At 42.6% G+C, this 19,870-nt stretch carries 20 protein-coding genes and 1 tRNA gene; 16 read left to right on the forward strand and 5 right to left on the reverse strand.

The window, feature by feature from the left end:
* Positions 1 to 253 precede the first annotated feature (253 nt).
* A complete protein-coding gene (locus H6G77_RS23690) occupies positions 254 to 595 on the reverse strand; it encodes a DUF4870 domain-containing protein (RefSeq protein WP_190591815.1) in 342 nt (113 codons plus the stop codon).
* 285 nt (positions 596 to 880) lie between these two features.
* On the opposite strand from H6G77_RS23690, the gene prfC reads away from it, so the two are divergent.
* The 5 genes from prfC (at position 881) to H6G77_RS23715 (ending at position 7,818) form a co-directional block, all read left to right on the forward strand.
* Positions 881 to 2,509 (forward strand): peptide chain release factor 3, encoded by a 1,629-nt coding sequence (gene prfC / locus H6G77_RS23695; protein WP_190591814.1) that lies wholly within the window; start codon positions 881 to 883, stop codon positions 2,507 to 2,509.
* A gap of 322 nt (positions 2,510 to 2,831) precedes the next feature.
* Positions 2,832 to 5,042: a M48 family metallopeptidase gene (locus H6G77_RS23700; protein WP_190872893.1), complete on the forward strand. Its 2,211-nt coding sequence runs from the start codon at positions 2,832 to 2,834 to the stop codon at positions 5,040 to 5,042.
* 625 nt (positions 5,043 to 5,667) lie between these two features.
* A complete protein-coding gene (locus H6G77_RS23705) occupies positions 5,668 to 6,147 on the forward strand; it encodes an RNA-binding protein (protein WP_190591812.1) in 480 nt (159 codons plus the stop codon).
* 583 nt (positions 6,148 to 6,730) lie between these two features.
* Entirely contained in the window at positions 6,731 to 7,363 is a 633-nt protein-coding gene (locus tag H6G77_RS23710) for a TenA family protein (RefSeq protein ID WP_190872894.1), read from the forward strand.
* 95 nt (positions 7,364 to 7,458) lie between these two features.
* Complete coding sequence (locus H6G77_RS23715) at positions 7,459 to 7,818, forward strand: helix-turn-helix domain-containing protein (RefSeq protein WP_190872895.1); 360 nt, start codon at positions 7,459 to 7,461, stop codon at positions 7,816 to 7,818.
* Positions 7,819 to 8,233: 415 nt separating this feature from the next.
* Here the strand turns inward: H6G77_RS23715 and H6G77_RS23720 are convergent.
* Together H6G77_RS23720 and H6G77_RS23725 are read right to left on the reverse strand one after the other, a co-directional pair.
* Positions 8,234 to 8,306 (reverse strand) — tRNA-Arg (locus tag H6G77_RS23720).
* 46 nt (positions 8,307 to 8,352) lie between these two features.
* The gene (locus H6G77_RS23725; RefSeq protein WP_190591808.1) at positions 8,353 to 9,531 is read right to left on the reverse strand and encodes a murein hydrolase activator EnvC; all 1,179 of its coding nucleotides are present in this window, start codon (positions 9,529 to 9,531) and stop codon (positions 8,353 to 8,355) included.
* 152 nt (positions 9,532 to 9,683) lie between these two features.
* Between H6G77_RS23725 and H6G77_RS23730 the strand changes: the two genes are divergently transcribed.
* From H6G77_RS23730 to H6G77_RS23780, 11 genes are all read left to right on the forward strand, one after another.
* The gene (locus H6G77_RS23730; protein ID WP_190591807.1) at positions 9,684 to 9,977 is read left to right on the forward strand and encodes a hypothetical protein; all 294 of its coding nucleotides are present in this window, start codon (positions 9,684 to 9,686) and stop codon (positions 9,975 to 9,977) included.
* An 81-nt stretch (positions 9,978 to 10,058) separates the two neighbouring features.
* A complete protein-coding gene (locus H6G77_RS23735; protein WP_190872896.1) occupies positions 10,059 to 11,255 on the forward strand; it encodes a class I SAM-dependent methyltransferase in 1,197 nt (398 codons plus the stop codon).
* A gap of 409 nt (positions 11,256 to 11,664) precedes the next feature.
* Positions 11,665 to 12,543 (forward strand): NAD(P)-dependent oxidoreductase, encoded by an 879-nt coding sequence (locus tag H6G77_RS23740; protein WP_190591805.1) that lies wholly within the window; start codon positions 11,665 to 11,667, stop codon positions 12,541 to 12,543.
* Between the two features lie 219 nt (positions 12,544 to 12,762).
* Positions 12,763 to 13,527, forward strand: a complete 765-nt coding sequence (cysE, locus tag H6G77_RS23745; protein WP_190591880.1) for a serine O-acetyltransferase — start codon at positions 12,763 to 12,765, stop codon at positions 13,525 to 13,527.
* Positions 13,511 to 13,654: a hypothetical protein gene (locus H6G77_RS23750; RefSeq protein WP_190591804.1), complete on the forward strand. Its 144-nt coding sequence runs from the start codon at positions 13,511 to 13,513 to the stop codon at positions 13,652 to 13,654. Before cysE ends, H6G77_RS23750 begins: the two co-directional genes overlap by 17 nt.
* A gap of 74 nt (positions 13,655 to 13,728) precedes the next feature.
* Entirely contained in the window at positions 13,729 to 14,169 is a 441-nt protein-coding gene (gene cynS, locus H6G77_RS23755; RefSeq protein WP_190591803.1) for a cyanase, read from the forward strand.
* A gap of 177 nt (positions 14,170 to 14,346) precedes the next feature.
* Positions 14,347 to 14,946 (forward strand): dephospho-CoA kinase, encoded by a 600-nt coding sequence (gene coaE / locus H6G77_RS23760; protein WP_190872897.1) that lies wholly within the window; start codon positions 14,347 to 14,349, stop codon positions 14,944 to 14,946.
* A gap of 130 nt (positions 14,947 to 15,076) precedes the next feature.
* Positions 15,077 to 15,799 carry a pyridoxine 5'-phosphate synthase gene (locus H6G77_RS23765; protein WP_190872898.1) on the forward strand — a complete coding sequence of 241 codons (723 nt, stop codon included), beginning with the start codon at positions 15,077 to 15,079 and terminating at the stop codon, positions 15,797 to 15,799.
* A 181-nt stretch (positions 15,800 to 15,980) separates the two neighbouring features.
* Positions 15,981 to 16,700, forward strand: coding sequence for an ester cyclase (locus tag H6G77_RS23770; RefSeq protein ID WP_190591800.1), 720 nt, complete (start codon positions 15,981 to 15,983; stop codon positions 16,698 to 16,700).
* Between the two features lie 62 nt (positions 16,701 to 16,762).
* Positions 16,763 to 17,092, forward strand: coding sequence for an MgPME-cyclase complex family protein (locus tag H6G77_RS23775; protein WP_190591799.1), 330 nt, complete (start codon positions 16,763 to 16,765; stop codon positions 17,090 to 17,092).
* 256 nt (positions 17,093 to 17,348) lie between these two features.
* The gene (locus tag H6G77_RS23780; RefSeq protein ID WP_190591798.1) at positions 17,349 to 18,005 is read left to right on the forward strand and encodes a hypothetical protein; all 657 of its coding nucleotides are present in this window, start codon (positions 17,349 to 17,351) and stop codon (positions 18,003 to 18,005) included.
* 48 nt (positions 18,006 to 18,053) lie between these two features.
* On the opposite strand, the gene H6G77_RS23785 is transcribed toward H6G77_RS23780, so the two are convergent.
* A complete protein-coding gene (locus tag H6G77_RS23785) occupies positions 18,054 to 18,509 on the reverse strand; it encodes a divergent PAP2 family protein (RefSeq protein WP_190591797.1) in 456 nt (151 codons plus the stop codon).
* Positions 18,510 to 18,849: 340 nt separating this feature from the next.
* On the reverse strand, positions 18,850 to 19,779 hold the full coding sequence (gene crtE / locus H6G77_RS23790; protein WP_190591796.1) for a geranylgeranyl diphosphate synthase CrtE: 930 nt from the start codon (positions 19,777 to 19,779) through the stop codon (positions 18,850 to 18,852).
* Positions 19,780 to 19,870: the final 91 nt, after the last annotated feature.

A 19,870-nucleotide genomic window follows, 5' to 3' on the forward strand; every position in this document is an offset into this window, starting at 1 on the left:
ACAAAAGTAGAGAAAAACTCTACTACTGTCAGACAGACTACAAACAGTGCTTAACTGTCCTTTGCCCTACTCTTGATGAAGCTGTAGGGCAATTTTGTATTCTACAACTTGGTTGCTACTTCATCTAGCTAACAGTTTGGGCAGAAAGATTATTAATTTTTAATTCTGATCTAAAAACATTAAACCGCAGAAAGTTTTGCGAATTTCTTTGTTAACAATGTTCAAGTTTTTATTAGCAATTACCCTGACTGTGTTATAGAACACGGAAAATGAAGGGATAGCGGAAGGGTTTATCTGGCTTGGTAAGCACACTGGCGATCGCCCAAATTGTTAATCCCCAATGCAGCGCATATCCGAGGAATACTAGAGGGAATAACAAACCAAAAGTTAACCAGAGCAATGCTGTAATAATAATTCCATAAATCCAAACATTCAGGTGAAAATTAATAGATTCTTTGGCATTTTCTAGGACTACCGGATCATTAGCAATGAATAACATAGCGATCGGTATCCCCACAGACATAAAAAGCGTACTGAAGAAAATCGCTGCGTGACACAAGGCAGAAAAAATCTTGCGTTTATCTGGGTCGTACATACTTTTTTCCTTTGAGGGGTTAGAGGTTAGGGGACAAGGGGGACAAGGTAGACAAGGGGGACAAGGGGGACAAGGGAAGGAGGGGGGCAAGGGAAGGGAGCAATCTTTCTACCTTGTCTACCTTGTCTACCCCCTCTACCTTGTCTACTCTCACTCAGCACTCAGCACTCAGCACTTTTTGACCCTATCACGAGCCTCGTTGTTTTAAGATTAAAAGACTTACTAAAGTAGAGAAAAATTAAGTTAAGTAAAGTAACAAGGGTAAGCAATACATTTAGGTCAATTATGTCAACTGAAATTCAGTCAGAACTTCATCAAGCCGTAGAACAGCGACGCAATTTTGCGATTATTTCGCACCCTGACGCGGGGAAAACGACGCTGACAGAAAAGCTACTGTTGTACGGAGGTGCAATTCACGAAGCTGGTGCGGTGAAAGCACGACGGGCGCAGCGCAAGGCTACTTCCGACTGGATGGCGATGGAACAGCAAAGGGGTATTTCGATTACTTCGACGGTTTTACAGTTTGAGTACCAAAACTGTCAGATTAATTTATTAGATACCCCTGGACACCAAGATTTTAGCGAAGATACTTACCGGACTCTGGCTGCTGCTGATAATGCGGTGATGTTAATTGATGCGGCGAAAGGTTTGGAACCGCAAACCCGTAAATTATTTGAAGTGTGTAAATTGCGGGGTTTGCCGATTTTCACCTTTGTAAATAAACTCGACCGTCCGGGTAGAGAACCTTTAGAACTGTTAGATGAAATTGAACAGGAACTAGGGTTGCAGACTTATGCTGTGAATTGGCCGATTGGGATGGGCGATCGCTTTAAGGGTGTTTTTGATCGTCAGCAACAACAAATTCACTTGTTTGAACGCAGCGCCCACGGTAGCAAAGAAGCCCGTGATACTGTTGTTGATTTGGGTGATGCCAAAATTGAACAGCTGCTAGAAGAAGACTTGTACCACCAACTGAAAAATGATTTGGAACTGTTAGAGGGAGTCGGCCCGGAATTAGATTTGGAATTAGTGCATCAAGGCCAAATGACCCCAGTGTTCTTTGGTAGCGCCATGACCAACTTTGGCGTAGAGTTATTCCTCAAGTCTTTTCTCGACTATGCCTTAAAACCAGGTGTTCACAATAGCAGCGTCGGGGAAGTTCCGCCCACATATCCTGAGTTTTCGGGTTTTGTGTTCAAATTGCAAGCCAACATGGACCCGAAACACCGCGATCGCATCGCATTTGTCCGGGTCTGCACTGGCAGATTTGAAAAAGATATGACAGTCAATCACGCCCGCACAGGCAAAGCCGTACGTTTATCGCGTCCGCAAAAACTCTTTGCCCAAGAACGGGAATCGATTGATGTCGCATATCCAGGTGATGTCATCGGCTTAAACAATCCCGGCGTGTTTGCGATCGGCGATACCATTTACACAGGGCAGAAGTTGGAATACGAGGGGATTCCATATTTTTCACCAGAACTGTTTGCCACCCTCAGAAACCCCAACCCCTCAAAGTTTAAGCAATTTCAAAAAGGGATTTCGGAATTGCGCGAAGAAGGTGCTGTGCAGATTATGTACTCAACTGATGAAGCTAAACGCGAACCAATTTTGGCGGCGGTGGGTCAGTTGCAATTTGAAGTGGTGCAGTTTCGCCTACAGAACGAGTATGGCGTAGAAACAATTCTCGATTTATTACCCTACAGCGTCGCCCGTTGGGTAGAAGGTGGTTGGGAAGCTTTGAACAAGGTGGGACGTTTATTTAACACCACCACAGTCAAAGACAGTATGGATCGGCCAGTGTTACTATTCCGCAATGAATGGAATTGCCATCAGTTACTAGAAGACCATCCAGATTTAAAATTAAGCGCGATCGCCCCGGTATTTTATGGTCAATCATCAGTGGAATCTTGAAACAGAATCCAGAAGTCAGAATCCAGAATTCAGAATAAATTCATTCTGACTCCTGACTTCTGACTCCTGAGTTCTAGATTCTGACTCCTGATTCCTATTTATCGGGTATAGTTGATGTCCACGGCATCGCGGGGTCGCGTTGTTATATCACCGTGGATTCAAAGTCAAAAGTGAAAAGTAAAAAGATAATTCACATATCTCAAGCGCAGCAGTCTAGTGACTAGCGAGCAATTTTGTTCTTCTTTCTTTTGCCTTTTGCCTTTTGCCTTTTTCCTTTTACCTTATTCTGTCAGTTAGCAGAGATTGGAGTGCCAGAAATTCTATGCCTTCACGCGCTGAATCATCTTTGGAGGCTGGTTTAACTGCCCTCAAGCAGGGAGATTACCAAACAGCGATCGCTCAACTCGAACCTGTGGCTAGTAGTAAAGGCAATAGCACTACTAGCTTACAAGCTCGTGTGGGGTTAGTTATGGCTTATGCCCGGACTGGTGAAGCCCGCAAGGCGATCGCTTTGTGTCAAACTCTCAGAGATAGCCAAAATCCCCAAGTTCAAGAGTGGGCTGAACGCGCTCTGACACATTTAACAAAACGTAAAAAAACAACAAAAGTATCTTCACAAACATCAAAACAACCGACAAACTCCGGCAATTCATCGGCGGTGTCATCCAGACGAGTCCAACAGCCTGTGCTGGAAAAAACCGCACAATCAGGGAATTATCAAAATACTTTTATCGAAACACCTGTCGGATCACAAAATCAATTTATAGAATCGGCTGAATATACACCAACTCAGCGATTAAATATTTACTGGCGACAAGCAAAACGCGCCAAAGTCTGGCAACCTCTACGTAAACCGAAATTACTGCCCTTACGCTTAAAAGCCCTGGGAAGTCTTGTGGCTTTGTTTTGGGTGATAGACTTCTTTTTCAAGTCAGCAATGGTCTCGGTAAATTTAATTTTAGACAAGTTGCCGTATTTGGAACCATTGCAGTTTTTCTACCGCGACCCCAAGCTAGTAGTAATTGGCATTTTGATGATCGCCAGTGCGGTTTCCCCTTGGTTACTTGATTGGTTACTAGGGCGGTTTTGTAGTCAGCAACCCCTATCCAAAGATATCTTACACAGCCGCAGCCGAGAAACAGCCAGAGTTCTGCAACGTTACTGTCAGCAAAAACGTTGGCAATTACCCCATCTGCGAATTATCCCCATCAATACACCCATTGCTTTCACTTATGGCAATCTGCCCCGTAATGCCCGAATTGTCGTCAGTCAAGGGCTATTAAATCAACTGGCAGATGATGAAATTGCCGTGATTTATGCTACTCAATTGGGACACATTGCCCACGGTGATTATTTAGTGATGTCATTGGTATTGCTGGTGACTTTGCCGATTTATCGTTTATATCAGCTAATATCTCAGTGGGGAAACAATGTTCCTCCTGGTTTTTGGCAGTGGCCGTTTAATATATTTTCCAGTCTGACTTATGGAATCTGGTGTTTATTGACTGGGACAGCTTTATGGTTGTCGCGCTCACGTCATTATTATAGCGATCGCCTCGCAGCCGAAATCACTGGTAATCCTAACGCCTTAATTCGGGCTTTCTTAAAAATTGCGATCGGTACTGCACATGACATTCAACAAGTACAACACACAAATTGTCAGCTCGAAAGTTTGAATCTGCTCATGCCTGTTAGCTATCAACAAAGTTTAACTTTGGGTAGCATTGCTGGCCATATCCCCTTTGAATCAGCCTTGTTCTGGGATTATCTCAATCCCTATCGTCACTGGTTAGCCATTAATAATAGCCATCCACCCATCGGTCAACGCATTCAATGGCTGTGTCAAATCGCCCGTCACTGGCACATAGAAACCGAACTACATCTCAGCAGCGAACAGTTTATTAAAACTACACGCCAATCATTCTTACTGCAAATCTCTCCCTTTTTAGGCATTCCCGTGGGTTTTGGCTTTGCGGGGTTGATTTGGATGAGTTGGCAAACAGCTTTTAGCCTGAAATTTTTAAACTTGAAATGGATTTATGAAGATTGGAACTTTGTCAGTGGTTGCTTACTGATTGGTTTTAGCATTGGCTTGGTCATTCGGATGAATAGTTTTTTCCCGAATCTCAAAACTGCAACAGGGCAAACTGATCAAAGTTTACCGAACTTATTAGCCAATCCATCTGCCATCCCCATTGATAGCACTAGTGTCTGTCTGGCAGGCAAATTACTAGGTCGTCCCGGTACAGCCAACGCTCTTGCCCAAGACTTAATCTTACAATCCAGCACAGGTTTAGTGAAGTTACACCACGTTCCTTGGCTATGCTTGGGGCAGAAAACCCAACTGCAAGATTTGATTGGTAGACAAATTACCGTCACAGGCTGGTTCAGACGCGGCGCAACACCCTGGCTGGATATCCACACCGTCCAAACTCAAACAGGAACCACTATTCATAGCCCTCATCCCATTTGGTCTACCATCTTAGCCGTAGCCGCCCAAGCTTGGGGTGCTTATATTTTTCTCATGGGCTAGTCAAAATTGAGGGCGTTGGGAGTCGGGAAAAATCACAAATGACTAATGACAAAACTTGCAACATTTCTTTACAAGTGTTACATTTATTAACAATATATTTAACAACCAACATAACTTAGCATTCCGCCTAAGTAATTGTTGTTAGATGCTTGCGCCAATGCCTCTTTTATCCTCCCAACACAGCAGCAGCTAGACCAGCCAATGGCTGGTTTTTGTTTCTGATATTCGCCCTTGAGAAAAAAATGTATTTTATGTTACTATCGATTCGCAATATAATCGGAAATGTGTGTTCTGAACTAGCTACGTAGAAGATACCGTGATAATGTAAGGAATGGTGTTGAATTCTGCGGGCAAGGACATCAAAAAAAATGTTTACTGTGGCAGACAGTAGGCTAATAAATTTACAAATTTTAGAATTAAGGTGGTATTAACTGAGCGTTGTATGCGCTTTCGTAATATACAAGCTTTATCCAAACGAAAAACTGTATTGTATAAGTTGACAGTTTGGAGTAAAAAAAATTGGTTGATGGCAAATTTAATCAAAAGCATCTATTTAATTAACAGCCAAAACCAAGTGATTGTTCTCTTGCCTTGCTTCGTTCATTAAACTCTGGAGGTATAGTTCATGTCCGTTCGCCTATACATAGGCAATTTGCCAAAAGAAGAAATAGATCGCCAAGACTTACAAGCGGTTTTTGCCGCCGAGGGTGATGCTGTCACCACGAAATTAATCAAAGACCGGAAAACTGGTAAATGTCGTGGTTTTGGTTTCTTAACCGTCAACAATGACGAACAAGCTGATCAAATTATTGAAAAATATAATGGTCAGTTGTTCAAAGATACCCCCATTAAGCTAGAAAAAGCATTGCCCCGTACCAAGGGTGATGAAGGCGAAGAACCAGCGCCAAAAGCTGCCAGCAACCCCACTCCTAGCAGCAACAAAGAAAGCAATCGTCGTGACAAAGGTTCTAAGAAGTCTAAACGCGGCGGTGGTGGACGTGAAACTACTAGCACAACAGACTCAGATGCAATTCGTCCAGATCCCCGTTGGGCATCTGAACTAGAAAAGCTGAAGCAGATGTTAGCAGCGCAAACCACAAATTAAGACTAGCAATGGAGAAATTAAAAATTAAAAATCCAATTTGTGGTTTTTAATTTTTAATTGTCCACAAGTCCTGACTTTGCAAATCAAAGATTACTCGCAACTGTAATTAACAGAGCGTCAAAGCACAACAGCTTGTCCAGAGACACAGCTAGTGCTGGTTGGTAGTAGAGCGACTAAAAAACAAGCTACACAGAGTTCGGTTTGACTAAAGTTTGTCCAAATCTTCCAGAGTTCCGAACCGCTAGTGTGAGGGACATCAATACTCTGAAACTAGGAGAGGCATAGTATTAATTATGTCTCTCCTAGGTTTGTTTACAAAGCAAATCTTTTGGTAAAAGTGTTGTAATTTAGGTCATCCACAGATCATCCATCACCTGTAACCTGTGATGAAATTTAACTCAGTGTTGCATAAGCATTGCAAATTACATACATACGTGTCAAAATCAGTTTTGGAAATATTACTGAACTGCTTTAAGCAGTCTAACCGGAGGCAAAAGATATATCTGCCTCTTTTACTATATGGACTTCTCACAAAGATTTTCTGTGGTAACTGGGTGTAAGGGTGTAGGCTGGAAAATGACCAATGACTTTATCTCATGAATTATGGGCAGCAAATCAAGATTTAGGGCAAGCTTGTCTAGAGCATCCTTTTGTACAAGGTATCGCTGATGGTACACTTGAAGGGTCTAAATTTGCTTACTATGTGGGACAAGATGCTTTTTTCTTAGAAGCTTTCGCCCGTGCTTACAGCATCGCCGCAGCTAAAGCACCAGACTGGAAAGGTTTTAATATATTTCACAATTTAGTCGGTGGAGTTTTAGCCGAGTTAAAACTACATCAAAGCTATGCAGCCAAGTGGGGAGTTAATTTACACTCTGTAGAACCAGGCGCTGCTACCCGCCGTTACACAGATTTTTTGTTGGCTACAGCTTGGAGTAGTGACGTTGGGATAACGGCGGCGGCGATGTCACCTTGTATGCGTTTATATGCTTTTTTGGGGGAACAGTTAGCTTGTCATGGTATTCCCCATCATCAATATGCAGATTGGATTCGGACTTACAGCAGTGCAGATTTTCAACCACTAACTCAGCAATTAGAAAGTTTAGTGGATAACTACGCCACAAATCATGCTTTGGTTCATTCAACTTACCGTTACGCTATGCTGTGCGAACGTGATTTTTTTGCAGATGCTTGGGATTATGGGAGTCTGGTTTGATTTTTTGTGAGTAAATGAGATAAGAAATACAAGGACGGGTGATGTTTGTAAATCATTTAGGATGACTATATATAATTACTGACTAAAAAATTATTATGAAAGCAGAAGCAGAAAGCGATCGCAGGTTAACTTGTGAGGTGGAAACTACCCTCAAAGTAATTGGTGGACGCTGGAAGGTTTTAATTATTCGAGAATTAATAACTGGTGTCAAACGGTTTGGTGAATTGCAACGCAGTTTACCGGGAATCACACAAAAAATGTTGACTCAGCAACTCAGAGAAATGGAAGAAGATGGGATAGTACATCGACAAGTTTATGCTGAAATCCCTCCCAAAGTAGAATATTCACTCACAACTTTGGGGGAAAGTCTGAAACCGATCCTTTATGCAATGCACGACTGGGCTGTTGAACATTTACAACAGAATTCAGGAGTTAGAATTCAGAATTTGCAATAACTTTCTTGAATCACTCTCGATAGATAAAAGCTAGATTCCGCAGATATTAAATCCGCCTTAATATCTGCGGAATCTGAGTTTAGAAAAATTCTACCAATTCGCAATTCGCAATGACGCGACGCTCGTTCCTCGCTAACGCTTCGCTATCGCAGGCTCGCTAACGCAATTAAGAAATATAGCTCCAGTAAGACTTTCCTAATTTCTATCTGTCGCATTCTTTTCTTAAATTGGTATTATTTACTTGATTGCAAAAGTGAATATGTCTGACTTTGTACCATTTGACTGGAAAAATGATACAGATATGTAAGTAGCGCCTCGAATTTGATCGGTACAAGTCGTTCAGCGAACAGAAGCAGAGGTGTAGTTATGATCTACAATTCTTCAATGCGGACAAATAATAAGTTAATTTACAAAACGAGCGCGGAGGGATTTGAACCCCCGACCCACAGAACCGGAATCTGTTGCTCTATCCACTGAGCCACGCGCCCTTAGTCTTCTGGATTATAGCATAGTTGTGATCAAGTTTGTAGACCATTAAAGAAAATCAGCCGGATTGATGGGTGTACCACGGCGACGCACCTCAAAATGCAGGTGTGGCCCGGTAGAAAAGCCTGTGGAACCAACAGCCGCGATCGCTTGTCCGCGCTGTACTCCCTGTCCTTCCGAAACAAACAATTCGCTACTATGTCCGTAGAGTGTAGTCAATCCGTTACCGTGGTCAATAATTACGGCTCTACCATAGCCACCATACCATCCGGCAAAAATGACAGTTCCAGAATCGGCGGCGCGAATTGTACTACCATAACTAGCCGCAAAATCCAAACCTGCATGAAAGCGACGATAGCCGAGAATTGGGTGTATCCGCCAGCCAAAGGGACTGCTAGTAGGTGCATTGCTGGGATAGGCAAACACACCTGTACCGCGAATGATCACACTATTGCGGCTGTTGGTTTTGCTGCGTCCTTCTAAGGCGGCGACTTTTTCTTGAATTAAGTTTTCTAAATTTTGGGAGTCTTTTGCTAATTGATTTTCGGCTGCTTCTAGAGCGAGGCGATCGCTATTTAACCGTTGAAGTAATTCTGCTTGTGACTGCGCTTGAGCTTGATAATCGGCTTTTTGTAAGAGTAATTGCTGACGAATTAAGGCAATTTCATTTTTTTGTTGTTCTACATCAGTTTTTTGCTGATTAATTTGTAGTGCTTGGACATTGAGTTTAGCTAAAATTTTCTGGTCTGCTTGATAGACTAACTTTAATTGATGACGACGGCTGATAAAGTCACTGATATTTTGGCTTTGCATTAAAACTGCCCAGCCTTGACTAGCGTGCGATCGCTGGAGATAACGCAACCTAGCGACTGTGGCGATTTGTCGTTCTTCGTAGTTACGTTGCGCCACGGCTAAATCAGCTTCTAGCTTTTGCAGGCGTTGAGTTGCTTGGGCTAACCGCGATTCACTATCTTGAATTTGATTATTTGTGGTATTGATATTTTGATTGATACCTGTTAATCGGTTTTTTGCAGCATTATGTAAATTTGTCAAGCGATCGCGTTCCTGAATCACATTCTGGCGTTCTTGATTAATTTGTTCTTGCTGTTGTCGCAAGGTATCCACGGAGTCTGATGTTGCTGCATATCCCGCCGATAGGGAAATTAATACCAACCCAACACATAAAACATAAGCAAATCCCAGAAAAATGATTTTTAATGCTCTCATAGCGTGAGCCTAACCAAGCCAATGCTGCGAAACACTATGAGTATTCCCAAAATTCTGGTGTTTTGCTCAAGATAAGATGACTAATTTTGTCCCACAGTAGCGATCGCACTAAAGTTAAAGGTGGTGATCATAGTTAGTTTTCCGAAAGTTTTATGAAATCACGCATAGCAATTTTGTTAATTACCTTGGTTTTTCCTGGCTTGGCGGTAGTAGGAATATCACTTTATTGGTTTAACTTAGACTATGCTGCACTAGGCAAAGCTGAAAATTATGTGCAGAAACTAGTAGAAGAAAATAAAGTCAATGATAGACAATTAGAATACGCTTACCATCGGGCTTTTATTCATCGCATCAACGTATTCGCCGATGGTACATGGGGACTGTTGGGAGGTGTGATCACAGCACTAGGGATACATGGATTAGTAACAATTAAGGAAAAGCCATAAGGAAAATATCTATTGTAAATAAGAAGATACCAGACTTATTAATGAAGTCGGGGATCTGAAGCCTACTGATCTAACTTGTTTATGAATTCTAACCCAGCGTTGTGTGCGGCCATCAGCGATCGCATTGCTAATAATCCGCAAAAGCGAATTACCTTTGCCGAATACATGGATATGGTGTTATATCACCCTGAACATGGCTACTATGCCAGTAAAGCCGTCAACATTGGGTTTAAAGGCGGTGATTTTTTCACATCTGTTAGTCTTGGCGCTGATTTTGGCGAGTTACTAGCAGAACAATTTGTGCAAATGTGGGAAATTTTAGGACAGCCTCGAACTTATTCTTTGGTAGAAATGGGAGCAGGTCAAGGACTGTTGGCGTTACATATCCTCAACTATTATCAACGGCATTATCCTGATTTTTTACCAGCATTAGATTATGTGATTGTCGAAAAATCTCCCGAATTGCAGCAGGAACAACAGCAACGTTTACAAAATTACCCTGTGCGGTGGTGTAATTTAGTAGATATACCTAGCAACTCTATAACTGGCTGCTTTTTTTCTAACGAACTAGTCGATGCTTTTTCAGTGCATCAATTCATTTTACAAACTGGGGAATTGCGAGAAATTTATGTCACCTTACCCTCTGATGTAGAGCAAAATGAAAATTATCTGCTGTTAGAAGGGGAGTTTCAAGAAATCATTGGGGAAACTTCTACACCGCAGTTGACAAAATATTTTGAGTTGATAGGTATTGATTTAACTGCAAAAGTCTACCCCGATGGCTACCGCAGTGAAATTAATTTAGCGGCTTTAGACTGGTTGAGTATAGTAGCAGACCGCTTGCAACGCGGTTATGTGGTAACAGTTGATTATGGCTATCCTGCCCATCGCTACTATAACCCCAGGCGATCGCAAGGAACCCTCCAGTGCTACTACCAGCATCGCTACCATAACAACCCCTATATTAATCTTGGGCGACAAGATATCACCGCTCACGTTGACTTTACCGCCTTAGAACTGTGGGGTGAGCAATGTGGTTTAACCAAAATTGGCTTTACCCAACAAGGTTTATTTTTGATGGCGTTGGGTTTGGGAGACTCAATAGCCTCACTTTCCCATCAAGATATAGCGATCGCTCAGTTATTACAACGACGCGAGTCACTCCACAAACTTATTGATCCCACCGGGTTAGGAGGCTTTGGAGTCCTCATCCAAAGTAAAGGACTTCAAAATTTGGAAATTTCTCAACCCCTGAAAGGATTAATTGTGCCAAAGTAAAAGTAAGGGAAAAAATTAAAACTCTCTGTAAGTCGGCAGCATCACTGTTATATGGACTAGCATTACTATTGATTACTGCGAAATCCTGTATTTAAAAAAGCAACAAAAACCTATGAATACTCACGACTTGTTGATGCTAGTAATGCTACTTACACCCGGTATCTTACTATCTGTTGTCATTATGGCGACTTTTGCTGCTGGCGGTTGAATTTAAAGTGCTGAGTGCTGAGTTATCATTTTCTACTCCCCACTCCCTACTCCCTATTGACTCAGCCGCATCGGGTGAATTTGAGATTTAGGATGGCATCTTAAGTCTCAAATTACAAATCGCCAGCCAATTACAATCAAAAGATGAAAACGCGATTTCTGTCATAGACATCGCCTCAGCTTTATCAAAGGAACGTGAACAATGAAGGTGGCATTTCTGGGAACTGGACTGATGGGACAACCAATGGCTCAAAGGTTGTTAGCAGCCAATATACACGTAGTTGCCTACAATCGCACCCCAGAAAAATTAGCACCATTACAAGCAGCCGGCGCAGAAATCGTCACACAACCCCGTCAGGCCATTCGTGCTGCTGATTGCATTATTTTAATGCTGACTAACGCCGCAGCTATTTATCAAGTCTTACTTTCAGATACAGCTTGGCGTACCCTAGAAGGACGCACAATTATTCAAATGGGGACAATTACACCCACCGAAAGCCAAGAAATTCGAGATACCATAATTGGCGGTGGTGGTGAATATATAGAAGCACCCGTATTAGGCAGCATTCCCGAAGCCAAAAGCGGGCAATTAATTGTCATGGTAGGCGCAACTTCCGACCAATACCAAAGGCATTTACAGTTACTGCAAAACTTTGGCCCAGAACCTTTACTAATTGGCCCTGTGGGGACAGCCGCCGCCTTAAAATTATCTCTCAATCAATTAATCGCTTCTTTAACAACCAGCTTTGCTCTCAGTCTGGCTTTTTTACAGCGTCAAGGTGTCAATATTGAATCTTTTATGCAGATTTTACGCCAAAGTTCTTTGTATGCACCGACTTTTGATAAAAAGCTGCAAAGAATGTTAGAGGAAGACTACACAAACCCCAATTTTCCGACCAAACATTTGCTCAAAGATACAGACTTATTTATCTCAGAAGCCAAAGCTTTGGGTTTAGACCTCAGTAGCATTGAGTCTGTGCGCCACATTTTAGCTACAGCCATGAAAATGTCATTTGCTAATGATGATTATTCATCAATCTTTTCCGCTATTAAAGAATGGGGAGATTCTGGGGCGGAGTGAGTGGGAGTGGACTAGGGGCAGGGAGAAGGGAGACAAGGGAGACAAGGGGGACAAGGGAGCAATCTTTCTACCGTGTCTACCCCTTCTCCCGTGTCTACCCCCTCTACCTTGTCTCCCTTGTCTACCCTCTCAACACTCAGCACTCAGCACTTTATCAACCAAGCACTCAAAAAGATAATATGGTATGGTAGCTCGTTTGCTTTTCGAGGGTACTATTGCGTGCTATCTACTCTACGTGCCGATTTCCGCATCATTTTTGAACGTGACCCAGCCGCCCGTAACTGGTTAGAGGTTTTGGTTTGTTACCCTGGCTTGCAAGCCCTAATTTTTCACCGACTGGCTCACTGGCTACATCACTTTGGTCTTCCCTTTATTCCCCGCTTCATTTCTCACCTCTCTCGGTTTTTGACTGGGATCGAAATTCACCCAGGTGCAACTATTGGGCAAGGTGTATTTATTGACCACGGTATGGGTGTGGTGATTGGTGAGACGGCAATTATAGGTGATTATGCTCTGATTTATCAAGGTGTCACTTTGGGCGGAACTGGTAAACAAAGTGGTAAACGCCATCCTACAGTCGGTGAAAACGTTGTAGTTGGTGCTGGCGCAAAGGTATTAGGCAATATTCACATTGGTAATAACGTCCGCATTGGTGCTGGGTCAGTTGTGCTGAGAGATGTGCCTTCTGATTGTACAGTCGTCGGTATTCCTGGACGGATTGTCTATCGTTCTGGAGTCCGCGTTGCACCTTTGGAACACAACAACTTACCAGACTCAGAAGCGGAAGTGATTCGCGCTTTAGTCGATCGCATTGAAACTTTAGAACAACAAATCCAAAATCTCCAGCAACTACAAATTGCTGCTAAAACTCCTGTATTAGTTGGTGCGGTAGCTGTCCAAGAACCTGAACCAAAATCAGAGGCTCCTTTGTGTAGTCTCAGAGACAAAGCAATTCAAGAATTTCTTGATGGTGCGGGGATTTAACTCTGCTGGGGTGAATGTAGACGCTCACACCAATCAGCTGGTAGGAGTAAGTAGTTCATCAAATCAAGATGTCGATAAACTGGATCAATGGGTAGAAAAAGGTACAGTAGTTGAAATTTTACCTTAAGCTCAACATCCAGACTGTCTTGGCAAAGTATACTATCCCTGGTTCAAAATCCAAAATTAGTATCAGAGTGTACTATGTCCATTCCCCCATTAACTCAAAAGCTGCTGGCTGCTAAAAAACTCAAAGGATTAACCTTTACAGATTTAGAACAAGTTTTAGGACGTGATGAAGTCTGGATTGCGGCGTTGTTTTATCGTCAAGCAACAGCTTCTCTAGAAGAAGCACAAAAACTAGCTGATGTGTTAGGGCTTGATTCTGAAGATATTGCGGAACTAATTAGCTATCCCACCAAAGGTTTAGGCCCTGTTGTCCCAACCGATCCCTTAATTTATCGGTTCTATGAAATTATGCAAGTTTATGGTTTCCCAATCAAAGAAGTTATTCAAGAAAAATTCGGTGATGGGATTATGAGTGCAATTGATTTTACCTTAGACATCGAAAAAGTCGAAGACCCCAAAGGCGATCGCGTGAAAGTCACCATGAATGGTAAATTCTTACCTTACAAGAAGTGGTGAAAAAGTGCTGAGTGCTGAGTGCTGAGTAAAGAGTAAGGAGTAAAGAGTAATGAGTGATGAGTGCTAAACTCTTCCTTGTCTCCCTTGTCCCCCATATCTCCATATCTCCCATATCTCCCTCATCCCCCAACCCAGAGAATAGGGAGAAAATCACAAATGACCAATGACAATTGACTAATGACCAAACGCATCATCGCTTTAACTGGAGGAATTGCTACAGGTAAAAGCACTGTTGCTAATTATTTAGCCAGTGCTTACAACTTGCCGATTTTTGATGCTGATATTTATGCTAGGGATGCAGTCTCTATTGGTTCACCTATTTTAAAGGCGATCGCACAACGTTACGGTGAACAAATCTTACTTCCTGATGGTAATCTCAACCGTCAAAAATTAGGCGAAATTATTTTTCAAAATCAACAAGAACGCCAATGGATAGAAGATTTGATTCACCCTTATGTGGCTAACTGTTTTCTGCAAGCAATTGCAACATCTACCGCCGAAACTTTGGTGTTTGTTATTCCACTGCTGTTTGAAGCAAAAATGACATATTTGGTTACAGAAATTTGGGTGGTCAGTTGTTCAGAAACACAACAGTTGCAAAGATTAATTCAGCGCAATCATCTTCATCCAGAACAAGCACAAGCAAGAATTCAAAGCCAACTACCTTTAGCCGAAAAAATATCCCGTGCAGATGTTGTTTTAAATAATTCTTCTACCCCAGAATCATTGCTGAATCAGGTGGATGTGGCTTTCCAAAAAAATACAAATTTATCATAAACCCAAGAGACTGAAAGTCTGAGGCGATAAGAACAAAGCCTGTTAACTGTCGGGGAAGCCACTACCTCACTTTACAACTCCGATTTCCGCTAAAATCAAGTTCGGAGGACTGTTAATCGGGAGACTAGGGTTGCCTACACTTGGAGTTAACATTGACCATATCGCTACCATCCGACAAGCGCGGCGGACGGTGGAACCAGACCCTGTGGCGGCGGCTGTGCTGGCAGAGTTAGGGGGTGCAGATGGAATTACAGTACATTTGCGGGAAGACAGGCGGCATATTCAAGACCGAGATGTGCGGTTACTACGGCAAACAGTGAGAACACATCTTAATTTGGAGATGGCTGCTACTGAAGAAATGCTGGCGATCGCGCTTGACATTAAACCAGATTATGTCACTCTAGTTCCAGAAAAGCGCGAAGAAGTCACCACCGAAGGCGGACTCGATATTGTTGGGCAAATTGCTAGAATAGGAGAGATTGTCGATAAATTGCAGAGTGCTGGCATTCCTGTCAGTTTGTTTATCGACGCTGAACCTGCACAAATTGAAGCATCTGTCAAGGTGCAGGCAAAATTTATTGAACTGCACACTGGCCAGTATGCTGAAGCCCATGATGAAACCAGCCGACAAAAGGAACTAGCAATTTTGGCTACAGGGTGTGAACAAGCAATTAAAGCCGGACTGCGGGTCAATGCTGGTCATGGACTCACGTACTGGAACGTTCATCCAGTCGCCGCCCTACCCGGAATGGAAGAACTCAACATCGGTCATACTATCATCAGTCGGGCAGCCCTAGTCGGGATAGAAAGAGCAGTCCGGGAGATGAAACAAGCCATACAAGGAAATCAGTGAACAGTTATCAGTTATCAGTTTGTTATTGATAACTGGTCACTGACCACTGATAACTGATACTAGAGGGGTTGTAACTGCGAAATCCAGAAAAAAGTATGAAGTGTGAAGTGTGAAATAAGTATTTTCAGCCTTTATCCTTCAACCTTCAGCTTTGTTGGTTAAATTTTCAATTTAGACTTTTATGACCTCAACACAATCTCAAGACTTACCGCTTTGGGTACAGGATAGGGATAAAGTTATCGCCGCCAGCACTGATGCAGAGTGGCGTTATCAAACACCTCCTGATTATTCTCGTTCAAAAGAAAATCTTGCCAAAGAAAGTGTATGTAATCATGTTGAAGGATCGTTAGAGGCGATCGTGCAGAACTTGGTAAGAACCTTCGAGATGGAGGTATCATTCAAATCTAACCCGCAGCAGTGGTTATCGGTTGTGAGTGACAAGTTTCGCGTTAGTACCAATGGCGGCCCTGAATATACCGCCGCAGAATTAGGCAACCAAGGTACTTACAATTTATTCATGGCTGATTCTGAACATTACAAAGCTTCCGAAGAAAGCTTTGAATCATCAGCTAAAATCTTCCACACAACATTTCCCCAAGGTTTCCCTTGGGAAGTGCTGGAAGTGTACTCAGGGCCACCAAATGTAGCATTCAAGTGGCGACACTGGGGACATTTTAGAGGCGAATACAAAGGTTATGCGCCCACTGGAGAGACAGTTGAAATTGTCGGGACGAGTATAGCTCGTGTCACCGATGATTTAAAAATTATTTCCGTAGAACACTATTTTGACAACACCCTGTTTTTAGAAAAACTGACAGCTGGTGGTAAACAAACAAATAGTGAAACTAAAGGAAGTCGTTGTCCCTTCAGTTCTTGGTTCCAAAGATTTCGGAAGAGTTAGTTAAATAGGGTACAGAGTTAATTCTGTACCCTGTTTAAACCGTTAGTAACCCAAGGATGAAAATGCAAACATATTATTACGTTTTAGCCAGCCAACGCTTTCTAGTCCAAGAAGAACCTTTAGAAGAAGTGCTGAAAGAACGCACCCGCCATTATCACGAAAATGAAAAGCAAATTGATTTTTGGTTAGTACAGCAACCAGCCTTTTTAGAAGCGCCAGAAATGGCAGCAGTTAAAGCACAGTGTCCTAAACCCGCAGCTGCGATTATTTCGACAAATCCCCAGTTTATCACCTGGCTGAAACTGCGCTTGGAGTATGTAATTACTGGTGATTTTAATGCACCATCTGTAACAATTCCCGATCCTTTGGCTTCTCTTGCGAGTGTTTCTTAAGCAAGAGTCAATAGTCATTGGTCATTAGTCATTAGTTTTGATATGGCAGTAGCCAAGTTGCTTAGGAAATCAGTAAATATCAAAGACAGCAAAATACTTTTAACTCTGTCACCTGTAGCCTGTAACCTGTCTCCTGCTATACAGTATGTTAGATTGTCTGACTGTAAGACAACATTAATTTACAAATGACCAAGGACAAATGACCATTGACTATTGACGAACTACTAAAATAGAATTTTTTTAAAAAATCCAGCTTATGCGTCCCAACTTTGTGCAGAGAGTTCAGGTTATATCTGGTGGATTGGTAATTGCGATCGCAGGTTTAATCAATACTACAATTTCTGTTAACGCGCAACAAAAACTGCCTGTCTGCCAACCGCCAAATCCTGGAGAATATTTATTACTAGTAATAACGCCCACACCTGAGTATCAAAAGCAATTGCGGAGTGCTTTACCCAACGAAATTGCCACTACTAACTGTCAATACCTCACCGATACAGTCACGCGAATAGGTGGTTTTAACAAAATTGACGATGCAAATCGTTGGGCTAGGTACATCAATAATATTGTTGGTTTATCTGCCATCATCACAACCAAGCCTGCTGAAGTTGCTCAACAAGCCGCCGCAACAACACCAACAGTTAGCTATAACCCCCAACCATTAGGGCAAGGCTACGCCGTACTGGTAGATTACTACAACCGTCCAGAACTAGCGAATAGCGTCCAGCAAGTTGTCGGTGGTAATGTTGGTTTTGCCTCTTACGGACAACGCCCTTATTTGTTAGCTACTCACACTACCAACCAACAACAAGCATACAACACCCTACAAAAACTCAACGAACGCGGCTTTTTTGCCATCCTCGTTGATAGTCGCAAAGTTGTGTTACTGCGTTCCGCCGTCAAAGTGCAGTAGTGTTAGGAGAGAAGGGGGACAAGCTGAGTATTGACTTTTGATCCTTGACTAATAAGCCGTCCTGGCTAACCAGTAAATTGTGACTCCCAAAGCTGAACCAGCGATGACTTGTACTGGTGTGTGTCCCAGTAACTCTTTGAGTCGGTCTTGGCTAAACTCGTGCTTTTCATCAAATAATTCCGCAATCATTTGATTGAGTATTCGTGCTTGTTTACCCGCAGCTTGGCGGACTCCAGCCGCATCGTACATCACGATGATGGCAAACACGGTAGCTAAGGCAAACTCCGGGGATGACCAACCGACAGTTTGTCCAATACCTGCGGCTAAGGCTGTTACTAAAGCTGAATGGGCGCTAGGCATACCGCCAGTCGTGACTAAAACACGGACATTCAGTTTTTGATTTTTGACGACATCGATAACCAGTTTCAAAGCTTGAGCAATGAAACAGGCTACCAGGGCTACCAGCAGCACCCGGTTGTTTAATATATCGGCTATGTCCTGCATGGTGTTTTAGTTCAGTTAGTTAAAATTAGCGTAATTATTTTGTAAGTAAAAATTTAGACGCAACCCAAAATTCTAAATCTCAAAAGGAACCATAGCAAAGTGCTGAGTGCTGAGTATAAACTCAGTATTCTCAGTATGTTCAGACAGCAACATAGTTTTAATCTATGCTTTGACTGCTCTAATTCCAAATATTGTGTGAGGTTTTTGGAGTAGCCTATTAGTTAAGACTATGAATCTAACTTTCTTTTGTGAAATATTCACTCAGAAGCGGTTTAACTTCCAGTAATGCTGATTCACCACAAGATAGCGGCTCCAAAATTTAAAATCCAATTGGTTTGTCCTAGTTATTGCGATTCACAATAAAGTGGGCTATGGCTTTGAGTGGTTGTGCCAGACTACCATAAGGTTCTAATTCTGCACAAGCTGACTCAATTAGCTGTTGAGCTTTAGCGCGTGATTCCTCAATTCCCCACAGGCTAGGATAGGTAACTTTCTTGGCTACGAGGTCTTTACCCGCCGTTTTGCCCAATTGTTCTTGAGTGGCTGTGACATCCAAAATATCATCAATAATTTGGAATGCTAGACCGATGTTTTGTGAGTAGCGAGTTAATCTTTGTATGTCGTCTGCGGCGGCTCCAGCTAAGATACCACCACAAACAACGCAAGCTTCCAAAAGGGCCGCAGTTTTATGGTTGTGAATAAAGTTGAGGGTTTCGAGGGAAATATCAGATTTACCTTCTGATTCCAAATCTACCACTTGCCCACCCACTAAGCCTGCTGCGCCCAAGGCTCTGCCTAAGCGAGCAATTACCTGCAAAACTTTATCTCTAGGAACATTCTCTGGTGTTTTAGTGGCAACTAGTTCAAAAGCAAAGGCGAGTAAGCCATCGCCTGCCAAAATTGCAATATCTTCGCCATAGACTTTGTGATTGGTCAACATTCCACGACGATAATCATCATTGTCCATTGCTGGCAGGTCATCGTGAATTAATGACATTGTGTGAATCATTTCGACGGCACAAGCTGTAGGCATAGCCATTTCGATAGTACCGCCCATCATTTCACAGGTAGCAAGACAGAGAATGGGACGTACCCGCTTACCTCCAGCTAGGAGAGAGTAGCGCATTGATTCATAAATTGTTTCTGGATATATGACGGGCATTGATTTATCCAGAGCAGTATCACAAAGCTTTTGGCGCTCTTTGAGATAGGCGACAAGGTTAAAGGTTGCTGTTTCTGGCATCTTCTGAAGGTTATCAGCTGCTACCATTCTTATAATTCCTTCAATTTTTGGCTTTTGGCTGTTTGTCTTATACGTCACAATTTTACGGGGCTTTGGTGCTGAAAAGTTATGCAGGATG

The sequence above is a fragment of the Aulosira sp. FACHB-615 genome (assembly GCF_014698045.1).
Taxonomy (GTDB): Bacteria; Cyanobacteriota; Cyanobacteriia; order Cyanobacteriales; family Nostocaceae; genus Nostoc_B.